The following is a 23,248-nucleotide window of genomic DNA, read 5'->3' as shown; positions in this document are numbered from 1 at the left end:
GAAAAAAACAGACCTTGATCTCAGGATCAGGTCTGTTTTGCTGTATGCCCAACTTATTTACATCAAGGCATCGAGGAAACGTGTGGCGATGCCAAAATAGATAAACAGGGACAAGATATCATTCAATGTGGTGATTAATGGGCCAGAGGCAACAGCCGGGTCGACTTTGAAACGACTAAGCAGAAGCGGGATGCATGTACCGGTCAGTGTACCAATGACCAGAGTGAGGAACAGAGATACCCCAATAATGGCACCCAGCAGCCAGTCCCCTTGCCAGAAATAAGCGATGACGGTGATCAGTAATCCACATACCAAGCCAATCATGATGCCTACCTTGATCTCCCGACCAATCAGTGCGAGTACGGTGGCTTTGTCGAGTTTGCGTCCGATCAGTCCGCGTACCACAACAGCCAGAGACTGCGTTCCTGTGTTACCGGTCATACCTGCGATCATCGGCATGAAAAATGCCAATGCCACAACCTGATTGAGTGTATCCTCAAAGAAATCCACAATACTTCCCGAGATTAGACCAATCAATAGAAGCAAGATGAGCCAGGGAAGCCTGCGTCTGACGGCCACGAGTGGTTTGGTATCAAAGTCGATATCCTTGCTGCCGCCCCCCATCTTGGCCAAATCTTCACTTGCTTCATCCATAATAATATCGATGACATCATCCATCTGAATGATACCGCATAACCTGTGATTTTCATCCACCACCGGAAGTGCAATAAACTCATAACGCTGTAGAAGCTGTGCTGCTTCTTCCTGGTCCATATCTACCGTTGCATGGATCACCCGCCGGGTCATCAGTTCTTCAACCTGGGTCTTATCGTCAGCCAAGGCAAGGGATCGATAACTCACGACACCGACCAGTTTGCCTTCATTATCGGTTACATAGAGATAACTGGAGGCTGAGATATGCATGGTACCTTGCGATTGTCGTAAGGCTTCCTTGGCTGTCTCATGAGCGAGCAGGGTCCGATATTGATCTGTCATGATGCGTCCTGCCGTTTCCGGCGGGTAATTAAGCACGGATCGGATAATGGCAGAGTGATCTAGGTTCATGTTGGAAAGCAATTCTTCTCTGCGTTTGGCAGGCAAATCGTGCATGAACCGGATCAGATCACTTTTGTCCATCTGCTGCATGACTTCAAGTGTTCGTTCCGGCCCAAGTCGTTCAAACAGTTGAATCTGTTCGTGCAGCTTTAAGGTCTCGGCGAGATCCGCCAGAGCATCGGGTTTGAATAGAAGCAAAAACCGATTGGTTTCTTCTTCAGGGAACTTTTTATATACAAGTGAGAGGTCGTAGGGATGCAGTTCTTTCACCAATTTATAGAAATCGGGAAGGTTCCGGGATTGTACATGTTGCACGAGTTGTTCGGTGATCTCCTCCACGGAGAAATCTTTCTTAGTATGAGGTCCGTTCATATCGATACTCCTTTCTATTCGGTCAGCTTCATATTTTTAAACGAAATGGGTTGGGAATTAAACAAATGGAGAAAAAATGAGAGTCCCAAAATGATATTGTAATCTTGCTCAAACATTCGATATGGGCTTACAAACAGCCACTTCAAGGATATACTTGTTGTACAGCAACAGACGAGGAGGACATGCGCTAGTGGAAGTAGATATCAGAACACAATTGCTCAGCATGGTTGAGCCGGAGTATCAGAAATTCTCGGCTGCACTTATTCCCAACATCACGAATGTACTAGGTGTAAGGTTGCCAGCCTTACGAAAAATTGCCAAGCAACTTGCCGCCGGGGACTGGCGCACGTATCTGGAAACGGCAGAGGATGAATATTTTGAAGAAGTGATGTTGCAAGCAATGGTCATTGGACATGTACAGGCTGATCTGGACGAACTGTTAAAGGCTATTGAAACATTTGTACCGAAGATTGACAACTGGTCGGTGTGTGACAGCTTCTGTGCTGGACTGAAATATACGAAGGTTCATTCGGAGCCCATGTGGGCGTTCTTGCAGCCGTATCTGAGATCTGATCAGGAATATGAAATCCGGTTTGGTGTGGTAATGCTGTTGAATTTTTATCTGAATGAGAGATATATCGATCAGGTTCTATCTGCATTGGATCAGATTAGACACGAGGCGTATTATGTGAAAATGGCAGTTGCTTGGGCCATCTCAATGGCTTATGTGAAACAACCTGAGGTGACTATGCGTTATCTGCACCATAATACCCTGGACGATTTTACGTATAATAAGGCACTTCAGAAAATCACGGAATCTTATCGCGTGGATCCAGAGAGCAAGCAGATGATCCGCAGTATGAAACGTAAGGTGAAGAAGCAGATTACTAGTTCTAGCATTAAGCATTCCACCAGGGAGAGGGCGGTAAACGAATGAGAAAAAAGTTGATGTACACCACGATGCAGTTGGACGGTCGTCCATGGGTGCTGCTCGCTACGGAACAGGGATTGTGCCGAGTGGTCATGCCCAACGAAACACTGGAGGATTGGAACGGCTGGATACAGAAAGTTGCACCTGGCGTGGAACTGGAAGAGAACGAGGATGCTCTGAAACAAACAGGTATGATGGACTGGTTACAGTCCTATTTTGCAGGAGAACCCATGGCTTATACAGATGCGATCCCACTGGACTTGATTGGAACGAACTTCCAGCAGGAGGTATGGAGAGAGCTAGGGCGTGTGCCTTACGGTGAAATTCGGACCTATGGTGATATAGCTGCTGCAATTGGAAGACCTTCGGCTGTGCGAGCAGTTGGGGCCGCAAATGGGGCTAATCCGATTCCGGTTCTGCTACCATGCCACCGCATTATAGGGGCTAATCGCAAGCTGACCGGGTTTCGTGGAGGTCTGGAGATGAAGCGCAGACTGCTGGATATCGAACAGATTGAAGGCGTGACCGATGGAGGACATGCGCGGTTTCATTTTTAATAGACTCGCGTAATCAAGAAGATTAAGGTGATTGGACAGGGCAGGCACTTTATTGTGCCTGTTTTTTGCATGTATTAAGGTAGCGTAATGCAAACGTTTCGCATATGGAACACCAACGTTTTACGTATTTTTGCCCGGTGAAACCGTATGGTACCATGGATCATAGATCAATCGGTATCCGGGGGACGTAATGCCGGGTAAGAAAAGAGGGATGACATGATGAAGCAGGCTTATTGGTTAACAAACGTGACTGTGGAGCGGAGTTATGTTCGGGAGGGAGAACAGGTGATGGGGACACGGACAAGCCCCGCTCATCTGCGGATTAAAGATGGAGTGATCGCGGAGATTGTGGAAGGAAACAACCCGCTGTCTAGCGATCTACCACAAGTAGATGGCAAGGGACTTCTGCTGTTGCCTTCGTTCGAGGAGGCACATATTCATCTGGATAAAACCTACTACGATGGGCCATGGACAGCCGTTAAGCGTATCTCTAGTATTTTCGAACGTATTGAAGAAGAGAAGGTTCTGTTGCCCAAACTGCTACCAGATGCTAAGCGTCAAGCGGAGAGTATTCTGACCTTGATCCAGGGGTACGGCTCCACTCATGTACGTAGTCATTGCAATATTGAACCCGTCAGTGGCTTGAAAAGACTGGAAGCGACGCGGCAGGCTCTGGAATCATTTTCGGGCAAAATCTCTTCGGAGATCGTGGCTTTCCCGCAGCATGGACTGCTTCGCTCCCATTCAGTGGAGCTTATGGGCCAAGCGATGAAGGAAGGTGCAACGCATGTGGGCGGACTTGATCCTCATACGGTGGACGAACAGATCGAGAATTCACTGAACGCCATAGTTGAACTGGCTGTTCAGCACCAGGCGGGCATCGATATTCATCTGCATGATGGCGGGCAGGCTGGCAAACAAACGCTGTTGGAACTCGCGAATCTGACCGAAACAGCAGGGCTTCAGGGTAAAGTTACGGTAAGTCATGCGTTCTGGTTCGCCCGCGCAGAGCAGCAGGAAGCAGAAGATATGGCGCAGCGAATGGCCTCGCTTGGGATGAGCATTGCTTCCACGGTGCCCATTGGCAGAACGATGATGCCTCTTCCCATGCTCCACCGTATGGGCGTGAACGTGAAGCTGGCCACAGACAGCCTTACGGATCATTGGTCTCCTTTTGGCAATGGGGATATGCTTGAGAAAGCGGGACGATTCGCAGAACTGTACGGATATAGTGACGAACTGTCCTTGTCTCAATCTTTGGCATGGGTAACAGGCGGTATTACACCGCTGGATTCACAAGGGGAACAAGCTTGGCCGAAGGTAGGAGACACCGCGAGTTTTGTATTGGTGCATGCGAGTTGTTCGGCGGAAGCCGTTGCGCGGCGATCTGCGCGGCAGGCCGTATGGTACAAGGGGCAATTGGTCAGCGGATCAACAGCGGATTGAGGAAAATAGAGCAGGTGCAGCCACGGGAAACCGTGGTTTTTTGGCATGGGAGAAAAAGAGGAAAGAACTGTTCGCATATACCACATTTTGGGTTATGATGGACGTAGTTAATGAAGGGAGTATTACAAATGAAGATTGAATACGCAACGGAAGCTGACTACGACTATATCATTGAAAGAGATCGGCATATCCATCAACCACTTGTGAAAACGAAGATTAGTGAGAAAGAAATATTCATCCTATGGGACGAGGACGAGGGATCAAGAGTTGGATGGATGAGGTACGGGTACTTTTGGGATAACCTTCCCTTCATGAATATGATCTGGATTGATGAACCCTATCGAAACGGCGGATATGGCAAAAAAGTCGTGCATCACTGGGAAAATTTAATGAAGCAACAAGGCTTCGATACGGTGATGACTTCAACGCAATCAGACGAACATGCCCAACATTTCTATCGAAAGCTGGGGTATGTTGATGCAGGGGCTCTGTTGCTGGATACACAACCTTTGGAGATTATGTTAATCAAGAAAATTTAGTGAGTTAGCTGCAAGGAGAAATGATTGTGGATGTGAAGAAAGTAACCCTACAACCCATAACCAAAGAAAATGAACTCGAGTGCATCCACCTTAAACCACGGGAAGATCAGCTAGATTTGGTCGCTAGCAATGCCGATTCATTGATTCATGCAACGAAGGAAATTACGTCCAAGCCATACGGCATTTTGGCAGAGGATCAGATGGTCGGTTTTATTTTATTTGATAACGAGATCTACAATGACGGATATTACTGGATTCTGCGCTTCATGATTGATGAGAAGTACCAGGGGAAGGGTTACGGCAAACTTGCTATTCAAGAAGTGGTTCGTATGTTGCAAGAGAGAAGTGACTGCCAGCAAATCAGGGTATCCCATGTTCCGCATAACATCGCGGCAAATGCGCTGTATAAGCGTTGCGGGTTTCAAGAAACGGGAGAGTTTGAAGACAACGGTGATATCATTTTAAGTTATCAAGTGAGGTAACAAGGAGGGGAAGCTTGATGATAAGAGAGGCAGAAGCTAGAGATGCAGCGGTTATCGAAAGATTGTATAAAGAATTATTGCCAAACAACTTAAACACGAAGGTACTGGCAGAACGGATTGAAGAGGTTCGGAATAACCCAAACAGTTTCTTGTTTGTGTATGAAATGGATGATCAGGTAATCGGCACGGCTCATTTACATATTTGTCTGGATGCTTTGGTGGAAAATAGACCATTCGGCGTAGTTGAGCGGGTTATCATTACGGAACATGTGCAGAGCAAGGGATATGGATCTGAATTGATGAAACATATAGAGCATGTATGTGTGCAGAAAAATTGTGTGAAGGTGTTTCTTACGAGCGGATCATCCAGAAACGAAGCACATCACTTTTATACGAAATTGGGATACAACGGAGAATCCAGCAAGGCATTTAAAAAGTATTTATAACTTATAACATTCATCAAGGAAAAGGAAGTAGAAGCAAAGAAATGAAAGATAACAAACATCCAGTTCAAGATCTCCGACTCATCGTTACTTTGCTCGTGGCTACTCTTTGTAGTCTAGGTGTTGTGATGTATTTACGTGCCCAAACAGATACAAATATGTATCGATTTTTAAGTTGGGATATGTTCCTGGCATGGGTACCCTTCATCATCTCATCCTGCATTAGATACATATTCAATAAGAAATTAACGACAACGAGCATGATATGTATGGGGCTGATGTGTGGAGTATGGCTCTTTTTTCTGCCCAATGCGGCCTATCTTTTTACGGAGATTCTGCATTCATTCAGATATTTTGATGCTCAAGGGGAGGTTAGATTTTGGGTTAATATTGATTTTTGGTATGGACTCACCCTGACGTTTGCCGTAGCGATCATCGGATTGCTGCTCTCGACTTGTTCAATCATTCAAATCCATGGCATGTTAAACAAATTAATAAATAAGTACATTAGCATGATGGTTGTCGGTGTTATTTTGCTATTGAGCAGTATAGGGGTCTACATTGGTAGATTTAATAGGTGGAATTCGTGGGATGTATTATCCCGACCTGGGAAGATCTTCGTGGATCTTGTGAATGATTTTAATGCAGCGAACAGCATAATGGTTGAGTTTGTTGCCATTGTATTTACGGTTCAACTTTTTGGCTACGTTATCGTATCTTTGCTAACCGCAAGGTCGGGTAACTAATTATTCCATTTGAAAGGGTGAAGGAGGCAATATCACACGATGGGTAATCTTAATTTTATCGATAAACTTCCTCACATTAGTGAATGCAAACAGATTCTAAAGGCAGCAGCTATGCTGGATGCCATTTTGATGCCGGAATGGGAGTACAGGTATTACTCGTATAATTCCCAGTGGGACACGAATGAGCAAATGGCATCCATGAGAGATGGGCAAGGAGATCATTATTTTGCAATATTCAGTCCGAATGGGCTGATTATTAAAGGCTTTGATAAAGAGTATACACTTCAGCATAAGGTTGATAGAAGTGAGGTGGTAAAAAGCGTTCCAGAAGCATTTAATACTTTTGTGGTAGAGCCGGCATTTGTAATGGATCAGACGACGTTCTGTATCTGGAGTGTGGCGGATCAGGAAGGGTGGTCTGCGGGCACGGAGCTTGGGGATCATGAATACGAACTGTTAGAGATTTTGGTAGGCGGCGCGAAATATTATCATGCTTGGGCACAGGATTACTACGAGATAGCGTTGGATATCAAACTGGTTGAACAGGTATTTGATATGAAGCCGATCGATGAGGTCTTACTACAGCAATTAAATGATGAACTGAAATTAAGTGATATCGAAGGTGAAATTGCAGAAATTGGATACCCGGATAAGGATATGAAGGTGTGAAGGTGATAACCCAAGAAATCACGGAAGAATTGTTGGCTGTGATAGATATGTACCAAAGAAACGCGCGGCAATTGATCGACCAACTGATATTGGAAACCGATCAGCCTGATCGGGCGGAAATTCTCGAAGGTGCGTACCATTTGCTGACCAATGCGGATGTAATCCACGGAGAAGAAGAGTTAACGGGAAACTGGTATTTTGATGTTCACGGCGAGCACTGTATGTTCAAGACATTAGAGGTTTTCATTGGTAGTCTTCGTATTTCGAGAATCCGTTTAAGGACATGTTGGATTTTTTCGAACTTTTGGAGACACAGCATGTGTTAATTCATGTTCACGGGGTGGCGTATAGAAAAATGATTTGATTGCTTGCCATTTAATTAAAACTGAGGAGGAATTACATATGGGTTTAACTGAGTGGTCTACAGATATTCTTCAATATAATCTGTCGGATGAATATTCGATTCGCAAAGCTGATTTTGCTGAATGGGGATTATATTGCACGGTTTATTATGATATGCGTTATGTCGGATTTTTCAGAGAAGAAGAGTTCAGTTCTTCCAAGATCAGTGCGTACTGGATTTACAAGGGGGAAAGCAAAATAGGTGGCGTGAGAATGGAGCCTAACCAGATGTATCATTTGTTTTTTATCCCGCCATTCCAGCAGTGCTTTGAGGTATTGAAGCTTCTGAAGCATAAATTATTACAGTGGTCGGATCGCACCAAACGTATTCTGACCTTTGAGATTCTTCCAGACCAAGTTGATCTATATGCAAGAGCTGGATTCTGGCCAGTGGAGTTTAAATGTCGCTGGATGCAGCGGCCTACAGATCACTTTGAAATCGAATGGGACAGCAGGGTAACCGTGAAGAGTCCAGAGATTATTGAAAGTGAAACCGGCAATAGAAAATATGTGAATGAAGATGAAATTGCTCAATGTGACCTGGAGAGTTTTGCAGGAAGTCTTGAAGCTACACGAAGAAAACATACCACTCTTGCAGATTTTATACCAAGTGATGACCCTAATTATACCAATGAAATTCTGACCGAAGCGTCCACGCTTGTATATGACAAGGAAACGGGACAGCTTATTGCAAATTGTCGCTTGTGCTTGCAAGATAATCAGGCTGCTGTGTATAGCATAGGTGTTCGTCCGGCCTATAGAGGCAGAGGTCTGGCTACGCTGATGTTACAGAGAGCATTAAATGCACTTAAGGGTAAGTATCCCGTTTTACGCTTGTATGTGATGCAAGGAAATGATGCGGAGTCCGTGTATCTGAATCTGGGCTTTATTCCGGGTGTGCAGGAGATTCAGACGATGTATATTCCTGAGGAGGAATCACAATGAAGGTTGCCATCTTAACCGATATTCATGGGAATGTTCCTGCGCTTCAAGCGGTATTGGTTGATATCGATTACAGAGGAGACATTGAGCATACATTTTGTTTGGGGGATATGATCGGTATTGGCCCGTACTCCAATGAAGTGATCGAGATGTTGTACAGCCGCGAAAATATGATAGCGATTTCCGGGAATCACGAAGAGGCCGTATTGAGTTTGCTTCAAAATAAGGGTCCATTAGAAGGGCACAAAGGCATGGCCGAGCATCACGAATGGATTGGTCGGCATTTGAGTGCAGAATCGATCAAGAAAATTCAAGCTCTACCGAAATTCGTTGAAAAAGAGGTAGAGGGACATCGGTTCCTTCTGACTCACTATCATATGAACCATGACAAGCTGGATGTCATCGATAAAGAACCATCCGGAACCAAATTGGACGCGAAGTATCAGGGGACGGCCCATGATTTGGTTTGTTTTGGTCATTATCATATTCTTCATTATTATAAGACAGATCAAAGAGTATATATGAATCCGGGAGCTTTAGGCTGTAATGATCTTGCCATAGCTAGATATGGCATCGTGGATCTCCAAGAGGGCAAAGTGGACGTGAAATTCATTGGCGTTTCATATGACAACAGGGAGTATCTGAAATCGTATGAACGGTTAAACGTTCCGGATCGGGCTTTTATTTTGAAGGCATTCCATGGGAATCAGTTGGAGAGAGAGGATAGTGAACGTTCGTAGCAATGTGCTGCTACTTTGGAAAGGAGAGATTTACATGGGAATGATCATTATGTTGGTGGTGTATCTGTTCCTCGGTATTTATGTTGTGAAAGTTGGAATAGATAACTCAAAAAATAGCCAGCACACCAAAGAAATATTATCAGAGTTAAGGGAGATTAAGGAACTGTTAAAAGAGCAAAGGTAAGGATTGATTAGGCTTGTGCTTTAAAATTTGCTAAGGAGCAGCATTTTCGGGTGCCTCCCTCTCCTGTAGGTCAGGAAAGGGAGGATTCTTGTGCAGCACAGCTAGCCACTTTAACCCAATACGCGAATAACAATATCCTGATCATGATTACCAAAACCAGCACCATAGATCGTTAATCCCCCTACATTGGGGCTTTCTTCGTCAACCGTGAAACGTAGCGTCCAGAACGGTTCGCCTAGTTTGACATCTTTGAGAGTAATGTCTGACATCCGCTCACCATCCATATAGGTACCGTAGGCATCAATACGAATAGTCTTCAATAATCCATACTGATTTACATTACGATGCCACCATTCCGGCGTATATTTGCCGCGTGCTGCTCTGCCAAAGTCGGCAGGGCTTGTCCACGTTCCAAGAGAAACGCCGTTGAAGGTGAAACGAATATCCGAAGGCCAATGATCTCGCAATCCCGGAGCCTCAGAGGCTAGTTCCATCGAAATTTCAATAGCATCGGTTATCTGGTCAGGAAGGACAAAATTTGGTGTTTTATATTCAACATAGCCCTTCCCAAACCACAAGATAGCAGCGTGTACACGCTCAGGATCAAGGAAGTAACGGGGATCATCCCATACGCCGATTTCTTTCTCAAGTGTCCCTAGCCCACAGGTAGGATGAATATCAAAAGCAGTGTAGTGTCCAACGGCTATCGTCTGTTCTCTGGTTCGTGATGTTTGGCTTGCGGATGGCAGCTCGATCTCAATATGATTTTGCTTGAGGTAACATAATTTATGCGTCCCTCCGTTGATCCGAACTCGTCTGCTCCCAATTAGACCCGCATCCTCCAGTTTGCGAATATGCATCGTGACAATGGAGGGGCTAAGCTCTAATACTGCGGCAATATCCTTCACATTCATTTCGCGATCTGCAATCATATCCATGATTCTCCATCTGACTTCACTTGCCAGCGCCTCATATAAAGGAAGGAACTGTGGCTCCCCGTTTGCTTTGATCATCTGTACAACTCCCTACCCTCAATCTTCTAAAATCACATATATATTAATTTAATAAAATTAACTCCAAGATGCAATCTAGGTTCATTGCAAGTTTACAGCCAATGGTGTTTAATTTTTTTAGTTGTTACGAATTTGAATTCTTATATTTATGAATTTTATAATAAGAGGTGGAGTGGAGTAATGATATACAATAACCCTGTTGTAAAAGGTTTTTATCCAGACCCTAGTGTGATTAAGGTGCACGATACATACTATATGGTGTGCAGTTCTTTTCAATATTTTCCGGGCGTACCGCTCTTTGAAAGCAAGGATCTGCTGAATTGGAAGCAGATTGGTCACTGCCTGACTCGTAAAAGCCAGATTCAGCTGGAGACGGTGAACAGCTCCGGGGGTGTATTTGCCCCAACCATCAGGCATAATGACGGGCGTTTTTATATGGTCACAACGAATGATACGACGCATCAGAATTTCTATGTCTGGACGGATAATATCTACGGAGAATGGTCTGAGCCTATCTATGTGGATCAAGGCGGAATTGATCCGGATTTGTATTTTGAAGATGGAAAAACCTTGTTTATGAGTAACGGGGTGGATGATGAAGGCGTTGGCGGAATTGTCCAGTGCGAGCTTGAGATTGAAACTGGCCGCAAACTAACCCCGAGTCGTTCGATATGGAACGGAACAGGTGGACGATATCTGGAAAGTCCGCATCTCTATAAAATGAACGGTTATTATTACCTGCTTGCAGCTGAAGGAGGCACCGAATATGGTCATATGGTTACGTATGCTCGGGGAACTTCTTCTTCGGGACCGTTCGAAGCTTATGCGCACAATCCGGTTCTAACCAACCGCAATCTGGGAGGTTATGAGTTGCAAGGTGTGGGTCATGGTGACCTGGTTCAGGATGATTTGGGAAACTGGTGGCTCTTTCACCTGGGATTCCGTCAGATTGGCAGATGGGCTACGTACCATCATCTGGGCCGAGAAGTATTTCTGACTCCAATTACGTTTGGTGAAGATGGATGGTTTACAGCTGGGCATGAAGGCACAACACTGACGAGTTTTGAGACCAATCGTATCCCGGATACGGTGATCCAGCAGGATAAGAAGCATTATACGTTTGCAAATACAGACTGGAACCTCGACTGGTGTTACCTTCGTCATCCAAATACAGAGCATTATCAGCTTGAATCAGACAAGCTTACGCTAACAGGAACCGATGTAACGCTGGACGTTCCAGCATCCCCGACGTTCATCGGACTACGTCAAAAAGACTTTAATGCAACAATTTCAGTCGATGTCAGTGTAAAGAGTGAAGAAGCCGGGATCACGATCTACATGGATGAGAATCATCATTATGAAGTGGCTATTCGTGGGCTGCAGGACGGTTATAAGGTGATTGAGCGTCTAAATATCGGTGATATCAAATCGATAGAACATGAAGTGGATCTGGGAAATAAACAGCATGCAACGCTGGTGATCCGCTCAAGCCAAGAACGCTACAGTTTCCTGTTCCAAGCAGATGGTGAAGAGATTCTGCTGGGCACGGCACAGACGAGATACCTATCATCGGAGGTGGCAGGAGGTTTTACAGGCGTACTTATTGGGTTATATGCGAACGGGCAAGATACTTTAGCTGAGTTTACAAATTTCAAGTGTGATTATCATTAAGAAGTTAAGGGGAGGCCCTAACGGGAGGCCACTGAAAAACGATTACAGAATATGTAAGTGAGGCTGATGAGCGATCATCAGTCTCTTTTTTTACCATTAACTTTATTAATTCACCGCGGCAATATGATATAATTAATTGAGGTGACCATAATGTTAGAACTTAACAAACAACAAACGCTCTCCTTTCATAGCGAGCTATATAATTTCATTCCCCAAAATCATTTACTTATTCGGATTCATCAACTTATCGACTTTTCATTTATTCTTGAATTTGTTGGAGAGCAATATAACCTCTTTTATGGCAGGCGTGCGAAAGATCCCGAGATGTTGTTTCGATTGATCTTCATTCAAAAGTTGTACAACCTCTCCGACGAGAGAGTCATTGAAGAAACCAAAGTTAATCTGGCGTACAAATGGTTCATTGGGCTGAACCCGGAAGATCCTTTGCCCGACTCTTCGCTGCTTTCTCTCTTTCGTGTTCACAAAATTGGGGCCGGTGAGGTTGAAAATCTGCTGACTGAGGTCGTTAAACAATGCGTAGAAAAAGGGCTTGTGAAATCGTCGGCTATCCTCGTGGATGCAACCCATAGCTATTCTAAACATGAAGCCTCTAAACCGCTTCAAGTCCTGAAACAAGCTGCCAATCGTTTGCAGCGAGCGGTCAAAAAGCATAATAGCAAACTGCTAAAGCAGTTGCCCAAAATGCCTGAATTCGAGGGGGAAACCAGGGATAAGGAAAAACAGGCACTTGCTTATCTTGCTGATCTAGGCGATACCGTAGAACAACTGCTTCCCGATGCCGAAGGATCATTGAGGTCACGTCTGGAAGAAACGAAGAAGATCGTAAGCGATGAACGATTATTAACTTGGAAAGGGGTACAGTCGGCAATCGATCCCGATGCCCGGTTTGGCTGGAAAAGCGCGACGACCTCATTTTTCGGCTACAAAGAAAGCATTGCTATGACCGAAGATGGCATTATTACGGCTATGAAAGTTGAGCCGGGCAACGCGAGTGATTCTAAAGCATTCCCTGACCTGATCAAGCAAACCGCCGAAACCGGACTCGTAGTAAATGAAGTACTCGCAGATAAGGCCTATGGTAGTTTTACAAACCTCAAACTTCTCGCGAAGGAAAACATAATTCCTACCATTCGGCTGAATGAAATGATGCTGTACGGGCATCAAGATGAGCAACGTGAGAAGTTTGTTTACCACAAAGATAGCGAATCGGTCGAATGCCCGGGAGGGCATCACAGTATTCGCAAAGCGAAAATGGGACGTAAAAACGGGAATGAATGCCAGAGGTTGACATTCTTTTTTGACGTTGAGAAATGCAAGGCATGTCCGCTTCAAAAAGGCTGTTACAACACAGGTTCGGATTCCAAGACATATTCGGTTCCCATCGTGCCCGATTTTAAACAAAAGGCGGTGGAGTACCATGAATCTGAATCCTTCAAGCTACGGTACCGGATGCGGTACAAGATTGAGCAGAAGAACCATGAGCTAAAGAACCATCACGGTCTGGCGATTTCACAGTATAGCCGAGGCCTTCTTGGCATGCGAATACAAGCAGTCCTGACCGCGATTGCTGTAAATGCGAAGCGAATGGTGAAGCTGGCCAACCCAAAAGTGGCTCGATAGTTGGGTAGCCCCGTTCTCTGCAAAGCAATGGATGACAAAAAAGTCTTGGCTTTGTTGCTTCAGGCAACAAAGCCAAGACTTTTTCAGTGCTCTCCCTAACGGGCCTTCTCTTTTTTTTAATTTGTGTAAAAATATAGATATATTAATAATTGCGAATAAAGATCTAAACTTGGAAAAAGCTCCTGTTATTTATATGGCATCACTAAATAATCTACATGTAACAAAAGGTTAAAAGAACGTGTTATTTAATTATAAAGCTTGATTGGATAACCAAGGAGGAGTTGTATGGAGGATCAATGGAGAATCGCAAAATATGACCCGGCATGGCGTGATTTGTTTCTCGAAACGGGTTCGAAATTAAGAGAAGCGTTAGGAGAAAAGGCCGTGCGGATTGACCATGTTGGGTTCACTTCAATTGTGGGAATAGATGCGAAACCCATCATAGATATACAAATATCTGTTTCCCAGTATGAAAATCTGTTGGACTACAAACATGAGATCGAAACAGTCAGATTTGTATTCAGAGCAGAAAATCCAGATAAGACTAAACGTTACTTTCGTGAAGAACCCGGAAACAGAAGGATACATATACACGTTAGACAGGTAGGCAGTTTCTCCGAGCAGATGACCTTGCTGTTCAGAGACTATTTAAGGGAGCACCCAGAAGATTGTTTGAACTATGCGGAAGAAAAGCACAGACTCATGTCACTGTATAAAGTTGAGCGTCCCAAATATGTTGAAGGAAAAGGGCCAACGGTGTGGAGGATATTAGAGAGAGCACATCGTTGGTCTCAAGAAATCGGATGGCAACCGGCAAAATCTGATGCATGAGCACATCCAATGAATAGAGATAACTTACTTGGAGTGATGAGATGAACATGGGAAGAAAGCTGATGACAACGGTTCTAACCATCATTTGTTTTACTTTGGCTGCAAGTCTCATATCGATGAATGAATCCTACAGTTTTGATTTTTACATTCTTATTTATCTGGTATACGCGACTCCCTTGATCCTGTTGATCGGGCTACCTTTATCGATATTGCTAGACTATCTGCTCAGCCGAATACAATTCCCTAATCATGTGTTGTATCTAAGTACGAGGATATTAGGCTATGCATGTGCTGGAGTTTTGGGCATGTACATCTATTATCTGGTCATGGGCGCAGGAGAAGCAATCTTGGATTTCAAAGAGACATTAGTTCTGACCTTATTTGGCGTTCTTGCCGCTATCCTATTTGTACTGATCGATATGGGATTGGAAGTTTTGTCGAAGATGCAAAGAAGAAAGAGCTGAATTAAATTGAATTGTCAGGAGGAAAGCAAGATGACAACGCATTGTGCACTTCTAATCATTGACGTACAGGTAGCGATGTTTGATGAAGCAGATCCCGTATATCAGGGGGAACGATTGCTTCAGAAGATCCAGGTATTAATTGCCAGGGCCCGTGAAGCAGGGCATGCCATCATATATATCCAGCACAGCGAAGGGTCAGGCAGTCCACTGGAACGAGGAACTCCGGGGTGGGCCATTCATCCATCCATTGCACCTATAGCTGGTGACCTCGTTATTGAAAAGGAGACACCGGATTCGTTTCACAAAACCGATCTGCATCTGAAATTGCAAGATAATGGCGTGAAGGAGTTAGTCCTTACGGGAATGCAGACCGAGGTATGTGTAGACACGACATGCCGCAGAGCATACAGTCTGGGATACACCGTCAATCTGGTTCAAGATGCGCACAGCACATGGAATTCAAAGACGCTTCAAGCGGAGCAGATTATTGAACATCACAATACGGTACTGAGACTGTTTGCCAACGTGGTGGATACGGAGAATGCGCTGTAATGCTAGGAAAACGTAGGCGATTCTGGTTTTTCATAGGTGCGGCAATCATGTTTCTGTATTTTCTATTTACGAGTAACCCTGATCCAAATAAACCGATTTCAAGAAATCAAGTGATAAGCACAGAGATGAGCATAGTCGTGTACACTAGGACAGGCGACGGTGGAGCACACGTTAGCATTGACAATGTTACGTTAAGTAAAGAAGACATTAGCCGTATAGTCGGCTGGCTGAATGCAGCCCCGGAATCAGACAGAATACCAGTAGATGATGTCACAGGAAGCATTAGTGCGGGAATTGCTTTGAGATTAAAGCATAACGCTGAAATTAAAATTCAATACAATCGGAAACAGATTATTGTATCCACAAAAAGCAGATTTAATAGAGATTCGAAATATATACTTGATCAAAAGGACTTCAGAGACTTTTTGGATCAAAAGTTGGAAGGGACATATTTTGGTGAAGATACCGTTAGTGTTGAATAAGGGGGAGATGTATTGACGATTAACAAAAGAATAATGAATCTATCAGCCTGGCTTGCTGTATTAGCCATCATATGTATTCCTGGAACTTTACATACTGAAGATGGACCGCTCCGAACAGAGTATGGTTTCCCGCTCCGATTCTTTACGGATTATCATTATGCTAATTCTGAGGGAACAATCTGGTTTATATCTGGCATCTATTTAAATGTACTTCTATATTTGTTCAATGTCCTGTTTATTTATGCAGGAATTCATGTAATCTTGTATATAAAAAAGAAATTAACTAAATAAATTCAACAGAATATTTACACGAAACGGAGAGGACAGAAAAAACCTGAAGAAGCGAAGTGTTCGCCTAAAAGCTTTCTGAAAGAAAGCTGCATCGGAAGCATAGGCTCATCCCCGGAGTTTCCCATTATAAAATGAATCAAAAAAATCTGGGGATAACAGCGATCGGAAGGTTGTTCTGTCATCGGAGTGGTAAGTGTAAATATTCAATAGTTTAATTTATATAGAATATCAAGATGGAGTGATTACGATGAAACAACTTCCAGTAGAATGGAAGTCAGACCGACTTATTATCTCGAATGTGGAAGAATCCGATATTCCTGAACTTGAGTCCATATATGAAACCAGTCGGTACTTGCATCAATGGGATGGACAAGAGCATGATGGGAACTATGTGAAAGAATGTTTTGAAGAAGGCCACCTTCCGCCGGGAGGCAGGCTGGAGAATTATCGAATTCAATCCATTCGCACGAATGAGGATGACCGCTATATTGGTTTGTTAAGTGTATACCATGGGTATCCCTCCGAGGATTCGATCTATCTCGAGTTTCTATATATCCAGAGCGAGATCCAGAAGCAGGGATATGGACAAGAATTAGTTCAGGCGTTGACGCGTCACTTTTCCGAACTTGGTTACAAGGAAATTCGAATCAACGTAGCGCTCAAAAATTGGACTGCATTACGCTTCTGGATCAAATCCGGATTCAATCAGATTAGTAGAATTTATGGTGATCTTGAACATTCGGAGGATACCTTTGCCCATACAGAATTGATCAAATCTCTATGAAAAACATCGATAAAGGGGAATATACCAATGGAAACATTCTTTCGTTATAACTGGATGGTGCGTGAGCAATGGTATGTGTGGTGTGAAGATGTACCGCTTGAAGAATTGCTTCGGCCTCGGACGGGCGGAGTAGGCAACATATTACAAACATTATTTCATATCATTGATGTAGAGTGGAGCTGGCTTCAGTTGCTTCAGGGCAAACCGGATGATGCGGAAGATTTTGCAAATTACCAGAATCTTGAGGCAGTAAGGCGACTCGATCGCAAGTTACGTCCTGATGTGGAGGCATTTGTTACAGCATGGGAGTCGAGTATGGAAAAAAGAGCTTTTATTGATCATCGCTCAGCTGGCAAGGCCATTACAGATTCATGGGGAGAAGTTATGCGACATGTGATCGCCCATGAGATTCACCATATGGGACAGCTGTCGGTATGGGCCAGAGAACTAGGCAAGCAGCCAGTATCCGCCAATGTCATTGGCAAAGGCCTAATTATACCTGATTAACAGGGATAGGCTGTCATAACATGGAAGGAGGAGAACGATGACGATTCAACTTAACCAGGTTAATTGGGTAGAACTGGATGAACGTATTCAGCAGGTGATGGAACAGGAGTATCAGATCATTCCCTTGCCACCCGGACTGGAAGCAACTGTGATGAGAATCGAAATGGAAGATCAGCGGTACGTATTGAAAGTTTGGGACAAGGATTCTAAACCGGATATCGCCAAACAATATCGACTATTGTCCAAGCTTTATCAAAGTGGAATTCGTGTTTCCAAACCCTACGGTTGGGGATTAGACGAGCAAGAGAATCAAGTGCTGTTAACGAGTTATGATGGAGAGCGGATTACCCAATTAACACAAACCAAACTGGCACATTTGGCTGAGCGATTAAAGGAGGTCCATCGTTATCCGGTGAATGAAGTGAGTACTGGAGAAGATGAAGAATACATATTCAGGTACGATTTTGTTCAATACTTTTTTCCTCAAATTGAATTACATGACGATATAAATAATCTTCTGGCAAACTTGATCCAGCAGGTCCAGATCAGACAGGACCGCTTGATTCATGGCGATTATAATCTGGGAAACGTTCTTGAGATGGACGACGATTACACCATCATCGATTGGACTAATGGGCAATATGGTGATCCAAGGTACGATCTGGCATGGTCTGTGTTTCTGATCACCGTCTATAATGGGGAAAGTTATGGCGAGATGTATCACGCTCAATTTGCACGTTCTGCAAGTTATACGTACACGCTGGAAGAGGAGCAGGTTTTTGAAGCGATAGCTTGTCTGCGCTGGATTCTGTTAAAGCGTGTTGGGAATGTACCCATGGGGCCAAATGTAATTGAACGGGCTCACAGCATGACTGTCCATAATCCATATTTGAATGAAAATCTGCTGTAATCGTAATACGGGGATACACAATGACGACAATATACGATTAAGTAATAGAAAGACCACTTTTTTCGAATAAAATAAACAACCAGTCCTAAACTAGCGATCCTCGCATACCTATGATAGTAGAGGAGCGTGATCGATATGGAGCAGAAAGTGCAAACCTACTTTGAACTGAAACAGCAGCAAAAAGATATTGAGCAGCAGTTGTCTGTACTACGAGATGAGATTGTCGCGTATTGTGCGGAACAAGGGGTGTATGAGACGCAGGTTGGTGGTTACACCGTGAAAACAGTGCTTCAGAACCGGAAGGAATACGATGATCAGAAGCTGTATGCTTCTCTTCCAGACCCGGACATCTGGCGATTGTTGTCCAAAGTAGACAGCCATAAGCTGAAAAGCCTGATCAAGCTGAACATTCTGTCCGAGGAACAAATTAACCCGGCATGCACAGTGAAACAGGTGACCTTGTTACAGGTGGACAAGCTGTAAGGCTTCATATCCTCTTTGTACATGAGTTGAATTTAATTGAACAGCCCGATCACAAAACACCTTCCGAGAAATGTTCTGTTTAGATGAGCAGTGGAACATACGTGGAGGTGTTTTTTGTTGCGCGAACAGGGCCCGGGATCATAAATAGTTAAATATGAGGGGGAAGAAGTATAATTTGTTCATTGTAAGCGTATTCAACAAACGATATGATGGATAAAAACTGGCAGGGAGGAATTGTAAATGCCAACAGAAGTTCCATCACTACATGCTGCGTACGCTAATACGTTCAAAATAGGTGCTGCTGTACATACCAGAATGTTGCAGTCCGAAGGGGATTTCATCGCCAAACACTTCAATAGTATCACGGCTGAAAATCAGATGAAATTTGAAGAAATTCACCCGGAAGAGAATCGTTATGATTTTGAGGCGGCGGATAAAATTGTTGATTTTGCTGTTGCCCAAGGGATTGGGGTTCGCGGACATACTCTGGTCTGGCATAATCAAACATCGAAATGGGTCTTTGAGGATACCTCAGGTGCTCCCGCTTCCAGAGAGCTGGTATTATCTCGCTTGAAGCAACATATTGATACGGTAGTAGGTCGGTATAAGGGGCAAATATATGCGTGGGATGTCGTTAATGAAGCTGTTGAAGATAAGACCGACCTGTTCATGCGGGACACGAAGTGGTTAGAGCTGGTGGGGGAAGATTATTTGCTACAAGCGTTCAGTATGGCTCATGAAGCTGATCCAAATGCTCTTCTTTTCTATAATGACTACAATGAGACGGATCCGGTCAAACGGGAGAAGATCTACAATCTGGTTCGGTCTTTGCTCGACAAGGGAGCGCCTGTACACGGGATTGGGTTGCAGGGGCATTGGAATATTCATGGTCCTTCGATTGAGGAGATCCGAATGGCTATTGAGCGTTATGCTTCACTGGATGTGCAGTTGCATGTTACGGAGCTGGATATGTCCGTGTTTCGTCATGAGGATCGTCGAACGGACCTCACCGCGCCAACTTCAGAGATGGCTGAGCTACAGGAGCGTCGATATGAAGAAATCTTTAATTTGTTCCGTGAGTATAAATCATCCATTACCTCTGTGACGTTCTGGGGAGTAGCGGACAATTATACCTGGTTAGACCATTTCCCGGTACGCGGACGCAAAAATTGGCCCTTTGTTTTTGATCAGCAGTTGCAGCCAAAGGAATCATTTTGGCGTATCATTAACCCTATGTCCTGAACATCAGGGAAGTGGAGAGAATCGGTCACGATGTGGCCGATTTTTTGCTGTAGTCAATATAGATTATACAGTGCGGTTATCTCGTGCATGATTAGAGGCGTTGATTTGTATGGATGATAAGTATATGGTTTTTTATGGAAGTTTATGATAGGGTAAAAGAAAGGCAATCTCGAACAATATTCTTTTCCGAAATGAGTTGAGAAGATGGATCGCACCCGCAATTATCTGTTAATATTTGCAGGAAACTTGGTCGCTGCGTATTGTATTTTTGAAGAAGGTACTTTTGCCAAACCGCTGATGTTTGCTACATTGATGCTGTTACTGATCATGACAATCGATTACATGAAAAGTAGAAACAAATATACATTGGATTAGGGTATGTCCATGTTTTTAAACGATTCTGGAGCATAGGGTCGTTTTTTTATTGTATATAGAATAGCTTCCATTTACATCATGACCATTGTTCATTACACTTGATGAGTAACACCTCATTAACTCAGTTTTTGTTAACTCAATTCAGATCATCAGGAGGATATCATTATGCATCAATCCGCACATATTCAGGAAGCAAGAGATTACATATTAAACCGAATCCATACCAAACCTGCCGTAGGCATGATTCTAGGTTCGGGACTGGGAGCGCTCGCGGACGAGATTGAAAATGCGACCGTTATTCCGTATACAGATATTCCGTATTTCGCTCAATCGGAGGCTATCGGCCATGCCAATGAATTGGTTATTGGTGAACTGATGGGCAAAACGGTTGTAGCGATGAAAGGCCGCCTTCATTATTATGAAGGTTTTACATTGGACGAAGTGACTTTCCCCGTTCGGATCATGAAGGCGCTGGGTGTCGAGCAATTGCTTATCACCAATGCATGCGGAGCCATCAACACAAGCTTTGAGCCGGGTCAACTAATGCTCATTACAGATCATATTAACCTGGTAGGCAATAACCCATTGATGGGACCGAATAATGCTGAACTGGGTGTTCGTTTCCCAGACGTATCACAGGTATACAATCGCGAACTGCGCAGCATTGCCCTTAAGGTTGCAGAAGAGCAGAATGTTGGCCTGCAGCAAGGTGTCTATGCATGGTGGAGTGGCCCGGCATATGAGACACCAGCGGAGATTCGCATGATTCGTACGATGGGTGCGGATGCAGTGGGTATGTCCACAGTACCTGAAGCTATTGTTGCCATTCATGGCGGTATGAAAGTACTAGGCATTTCCTGTCTGACCAACATGGCCTGTGGTATTCTGGATCAGCCGTTAAGTCATGATGAAGTTATTGAAGTGGCTGCGCAAGTGAAAACAACCTTTATAGGACTTGTAAAAGGCATCTTGAAAGAGATCTAATCGCGAGATAATTTTTTATCTATGCCACGATGGATAGGATAGAGTTTTCATCCAACCAAATCGAAACCACAAAAAAACGTATGCTTCACGAGCTGTTACTCGTGAGACATACGTTTTTTTTATTTTGCAGAACTATGAACCATCTGAGAATGATCGGCCATGATTGCTGGTGTGGACTCCCTGATAATGGGTTTGGTCACAATGTGGGAGACCTGATACGGCTGTGTCGGGTTATTAATCCGGGATAACAGCATCTCCGCAGTCTTAATGCCCATCTCATTACTATAAATATGAACCGTTGTTAATGCTGGCTCAATAATTCGAGATTGGGGTGCATTATCGAATCCGCATATCGCAATATCCTGCGGCACAGCGACATTTCTGTCTTTTAACGCCCTGATCAGATCGACTGCAATGAAGTCATTAGCGCATACGTAAGCGGAAGGTAGGGATGCCAGCTCTGCCACTCGCTGGTTCAACCATCCTGGCTTGGAGAAACAAAGGCGATCATTATCTAGGATGCAATGGGACAGGTCGACCTGCAACCCCGCTTCCAGCATAGCACGGTGATATCCAACCCATCGTTCATTAAAGCTCTTGCAGTGATTGTAATCTCCGACGAATCCAATACTTGTGTAGCCGTTCTCAATTAATTTTGTGGTTAACTGATAGATGCTATGTTCATTCTCCATGAGTAGCAGATCTGCTTGGAATTCGGGATAACATATGTTGGAAGCGCAATCGATAAAGATGGTGGGAATGCCCAGATCGGTAATCAGCTGTGTATATTCCAGATCAAATAATTCAATGCAAATGATGCCGTCTACTTTGGCTATATCAAAATTGTTGGGAAGTGTAAGTGTATCTTGATCGTCTTCACGCACGATATGAATCGAGAGATTGTATCCCTCCGCACTGATTCTTTTCTCCAAACCACTGATTAACAACGAACCAAAGTGAGATGTATTAGGCAGGTTTTCAGTTAACAGGGCGATATTGCCCGGAGCCTTGGATAGAACATGCTCATTGTCCATATAGGCAAACTGTTTATATTTAAGTTCAATTGCTTTTTTAATTACACGATTTCGGGTCTCATCCGGGATGTTTCCGCTATCATTTAATGCTTTGGAAGCCGTATTCCTGGAGATCCCCAAAGCATCAGCAATGTCTTGTATCGTGACTTTTTCCTTTGCCATCTAATGCTTCACCTCTAATCCTCAATAGTTATCCATATTCTTCTCTAAGTCAAATGTATAATAGAACGGGACAAATAGCAATCTCTGTTTTACAAATGCACAATTGTATTTACATTTAGATAGTCGAATTCTATTTTCATAATGTTCCAGAATTTTCGTTGACTAGTGTAACAATGATGATCCATTACAGTAATAATATAGAAATATCTATGCGGGTATTAACGATTCAGTGCTGTATATATGCAAATTCAATCCTCTTTAGTTACATTAATGCAAAGATAAAATGATCAAATGCACAAATATTTTTTTACAA

The 23,248-nt window shown here is 43.8% G+C and carries 28 protein-coding genes; 25 read left to right on the top strand and 3 right to left on the bottom strand.

Annotated features, from left to right (window positions below; translation table 11 throughout):
• Window positions 1–57 precede the first annotated feature (57 nt).
• Entirely contained in the window at window positions 58–1,428 is a 1,371-nt protein-coding gene (gene mgtE, locus BS614_RS26525; protein ID WP_051447459.1) for a magnesium transporter, read from the bottom strand.
• Window positions 1,429–1,618: 190 nt separating this feature from the next.
• On the opposite strand from mgtE, the gene BS614_RS26520 reads away from it, so the two are divergent.
• The 12 genes from BS614_RS26520 to BS614_RS31875 all read left to right on the top strand — a co-directional run bounded on the left by BS614_RS26520 (window position 1,619) and on the right by BS614_RS31875 (window position 9,509).
• Window positions 1,619–2,365, top strand: coding sequence for a DNA alkylation repair protein (locus BS614_RS26520; protein WP_074096148.1), 747 nt, complete (start codon window positions 1,619–1,621; stop codon window positions 2,363–2,365).
• Window positions 2,362–2,916: a methylated-DNA--[protein]-cysteine S-methyltransferase gene (locus tag BS614_RS26515; protein WP_036617114.1), complete on the top strand. Its 555-nt coding sequence runs from the start codon at window positions 2,362–2,364 to the stop codon at window positions 2,914–2,916. Before BS614_RS26520 ends, BS614_RS26515 begins: the two co-directional genes overlap by 4 nt.
• A 219-nt stretch (window positions 2,917–3,135) precedes the next feature.
• On the top strand, window positions 3,136–4,362 hold the full coding sequence (locus BS614_RS26510) for an amidohydrolase (RefSeq protein ID WP_074097004.1): 1,227 nt from the start codon (window positions 3,136–3,138) through the stop codon (window positions 4,360–4,362).
• Window positions 4,363–4,490: 128 nt separating this feature from the next.
• Window positions 4,491–4,901, top strand: coding sequence for a GNAT family N-acetyltransferase (locus BS614_RS26505; RefSeq protein WP_074096147.1), 411 nt, complete (start codon window positions 4,491–4,493; stop codon window positions 4,899–4,901).
• 26 nt (window positions 4,902–4,927) lie between these two features.
• Window positions 4,928–5,383 carry a GNAT family N-acetyltransferase gene (locus BS614_RS26500; protein WP_167544424.1) on the top strand — a complete coding sequence of 152 codons (456 nt, stop codon included), beginning with the start codon at window positions 4,928–4,930 and terminating at the stop codon, window positions 5,381–5,383.
• A gap of 17 nt (window positions 5,384–5,400) precedes the next feature.
• Window positions 5,401–5,829 (top strand): GNAT family N-acetyltransferase, encoded by a 429-nt coding sequence (locus BS614_RS26495; protein ID WP_074096145.1) that lies wholly within the window; start codon window positions 5,401–5,403, stop codon window positions 5,827–5,829.
• 41 nt (window positions 5,830–5,870) lie between these two features.
• Window positions 5,871–6,572, top strand: coding sequence for a DUF1361 domain-containing protein (locus BS614_RS26490; protein ID WP_074096144.1), 702 nt, complete (start codon window positions 5,871–5,873; stop codon window positions 6,570–6,572).
• A 39-nt stretch (window positions 6,573–6,611) separates the two neighbouring features.
• On the top strand, window positions 6,612–7,241 hold the full coding sequence (locus BS614_RS26485; protein ID WP_074096143.1) for a hypothetical protein: 630 nt from the start codon (window positions 6,612–6,614) through the stop codon (window positions 7,239–7,241).
• On the top strand, window positions 7,238–7,567 hold the full coding sequence (locus BS614_RS26480; protein ID WP_244898207.1) for a hypothetical protein: 330 nt from the start codon (window positions 7,238–7,240) through the stop codon (window positions 7,565–7,567). Before BS614_RS26485 ends, BS614_RS26480 begins: the two co-directional genes overlap by 4 nt.
• Before the next feature lie 76 nt (window positions 7,568–7,643).
• Window positions 7,644–8,588, top strand: coding sequence for a GNAT family N-acetyltransferase (locus tag BS614_RS26475; RefSeq protein ID WP_074096141.1), 945 nt, complete (start codon window positions 7,644–7,646; stop codon window positions 8,586–8,588).
• Complete coding sequence (locus BS614_RS26470; protein ID WP_074096140.1) at window positions 8,585–9,325, top strand: metallophosphoesterase family protein; 741 nt, start codon at window positions 8,585–8,587, stop codon at window positions 9,323–9,325. Before BS614_RS26475 ends, BS614_RS26470 begins: the two co-directional genes overlap by 4 nt.
• Before the next feature lie 34 nt (window positions 9,326–9,359).
• On the top strand, window positions 9,360–9,509 hold the full coding sequence (locus BS614_RS31875; protein ID WP_167544423.1) for a hypothetical protein: 150 nt from the start codon (window positions 9,360–9,362) through the stop codon (window positions 9,507–9,509).
• Between the two features lie 110 nt (window positions 9,510–9,619).
• Here the strand turns inward: BS614_RS31875 and BS614_RS26465 are convergent, their stop codons facing one another.
• Complete coding sequence (locus BS614_RS26465) at window positions 9,620–10,522, bottom strand: ArsR/SmtB family transcription factor (RefSeq protein ID WP_074096139.1); 903 nt, start codon at window positions 10,520–10,522, stop codon at window positions 9,620–9,622.
• A gap of 180 nt (window positions 10,523–10,702) precedes the next feature.
• Here BS614_RS26465 and BS614_RS26460 point away from each other — a divergent pair, with 180 nt between their 5' ends.
• The 13 genes from BS614_RS26460 to BS614_RS26400 all read left to right on the top strand — a co-directional run bounded on the left by BS614_RS26460 (window position 10,703) and on the right by BS614_RS26400 (window position 21,739).
• Window positions 10,703–12,193 (top strand): glycoside hydrolase family 43 protein, encoded by a 1,491-nt coding sequence (locus BS614_RS26460; protein ID WP_074096138.1) that lies wholly within the window; start codon window positions 10,703–10,705, stop codon window positions 12,191–12,193.
• 150 nt (window positions 12,194–12,343) lie between these two features.
• Complete coding sequence (locus BS614_RS26455; protein ID WP_244898206.1) at window positions 12,344–13,834, top strand: IS1182 family transposase; 1,491 nt, start codon at window positions 12,344–12,346, stop codon at window positions 13,832–13,834.
• A 285-nt stretch (window positions 13,835–14,119) separates the two neighbouring features.
• Window positions 14,120–14,665 (top strand): GrpB family protein, encoded by a 546-nt coding sequence (locus BS614_RS26450; protein WP_074096137.1) that lies wholly within the window; start codon window positions 14,120–14,122, stop codon window positions 14,663–14,665.
• A gap of 41 nt (window positions 14,666–14,706) precedes the next feature.
• Window positions 14,707–15,129: a hypothetical protein gene (locus BS614_RS26445; protein ID WP_074096136.1), complete on the top strand. Its 423-nt coding sequence runs from the start codon at window positions 14,707–14,709 to the stop codon at window positions 15,127–15,129.
• 30 nt (window positions 15,130–15,159) lie between these two features.
• Complete coding sequence (locus BS614_RS26440) at window positions 15,160–15,681, top strand: cysteine hydrolase family protein (protein ID WP_074096135.1); 522 nt, start codon at window positions 15,160–15,162, stop codon at window positions 15,679–15,681.
• Window positions 15,682–15,728: 47 nt separating this feature from the next.
• On the top strand, window positions 15,729–16,163 hold the full coding sequence (locus BS614_RS26435; RefSeq protein WP_074097002.1) for a hypothetical protein: 435 nt from the start codon (window positions 15,729–15,731) through the stop codon (window positions 16,161–16,163).
• Between the two features lie 538 nt (window positions 16,164–16,701).
• Window positions 16,702–17,238, top strand: coding sequence for a GNAT family N-acetyltransferase (locus BS614_RS26425; protein ID WP_074096133.1), 537 nt, complete (start codon window positions 16,702–16,704; stop codon window positions 17,236–17,238).
• A gap of 27 nt (window positions 17,239–17,265) precedes the next feature.
• Window positions 17,266–17,745, top strand: coding sequence for a DinB family protein (locus tag BS614_RS26420; protein WP_074096132.1), 480 nt, complete (start codon window positions 17,266–17,268; stop codon window positions 17,743–17,745).
• A 37-nt stretch (window positions 17,746–17,782) separates the two neighbouring features.
• Entirely contained in the window at window positions 17,783–18,655 is an 873-nt protein-coding gene (locus tag BS614_RS26415) for an aminoglycoside phosphotransferase family protein (protein WP_074096131.1), read from the top strand.
• 135 nt (window positions 18,656–18,790) lie between these two features.
• Window positions 18,791–19,138 (top strand): hypothetical protein, encoded by a 348-nt coding sequence (locus BS614_RS26410; protein WP_081746078.1) that lies wholly within the window; start codon window positions 18,791–18,793, stop codon window positions 19,136–19,138.
• A 240-nt stretch (window positions 19,139–19,378) separates the two neighbouring features.
• Window positions 19,379–20,380: an endo-1,4-beta-xylanase gene (locus tag BS614_RS26405; protein WP_074096130.1), complete on the top strand. Its 1,002-nt coding sequence runs from the start codon at window positions 19,379–19,381 to the stop codon at window positions 20,378–20,380.
• Between the two features lie 204 nt (window positions 20,381–20,584).
• Window positions 20,585–20,755 carry a hypothetical protein gene (locus BS614_RS31660; RefSeq protein WP_157116213.1) on the top strand — a complete coding sequence of 57 codons (171 nt, stop codon included), beginning with the start codon at window positions 20,585–20,587 and terminating at the stop codon, window positions 20,753–20,755.
• Window positions 20,756–20,920: 165 nt separating this feature from the next.
• A complete protein-coding gene (locus BS614_RS26400; protein ID WP_036617166.1) occupies window positions 20,921–21,739 on the top strand; it encodes a purine-nucleoside phosphorylase in 819 nt (272 codons plus the stop codon).
• Window positions 21,740–21,858: 119 nt separating this feature from the next.
• Here the strand turns inward: BS614_RS26400 and BS614_RS26395 are convergent, their stop codons facing one another.
• Complete coding sequence (locus BS614_RS26395) at window positions 21,859–22,935, bottom strand: LacI family DNA-binding transcriptional regulator (RefSeq protein WP_074096129.1); 1,077 nt, start codon at window positions 22,933–22,935, stop codon at window positions 21,859–21,861.
• Window positions 22,936–23,248: the final 313 nt, after the last annotated feature.

Origin of the sequence: Paenibacillus xylanexedens (genome assembly GCF_001908275.1) — a bacterium.
Taxonomy (GTDB): Bacteria; Bacillota; Bacilli; order Paenibacillales; family Paenibacillaceae; genus Paenibacillus; species Paenibacillus xylanexedens_A.
Note: the sequence above shows the minus strand (reverse complement) of the source record. Positions and strands in the feature narration are given on the sequence as shown.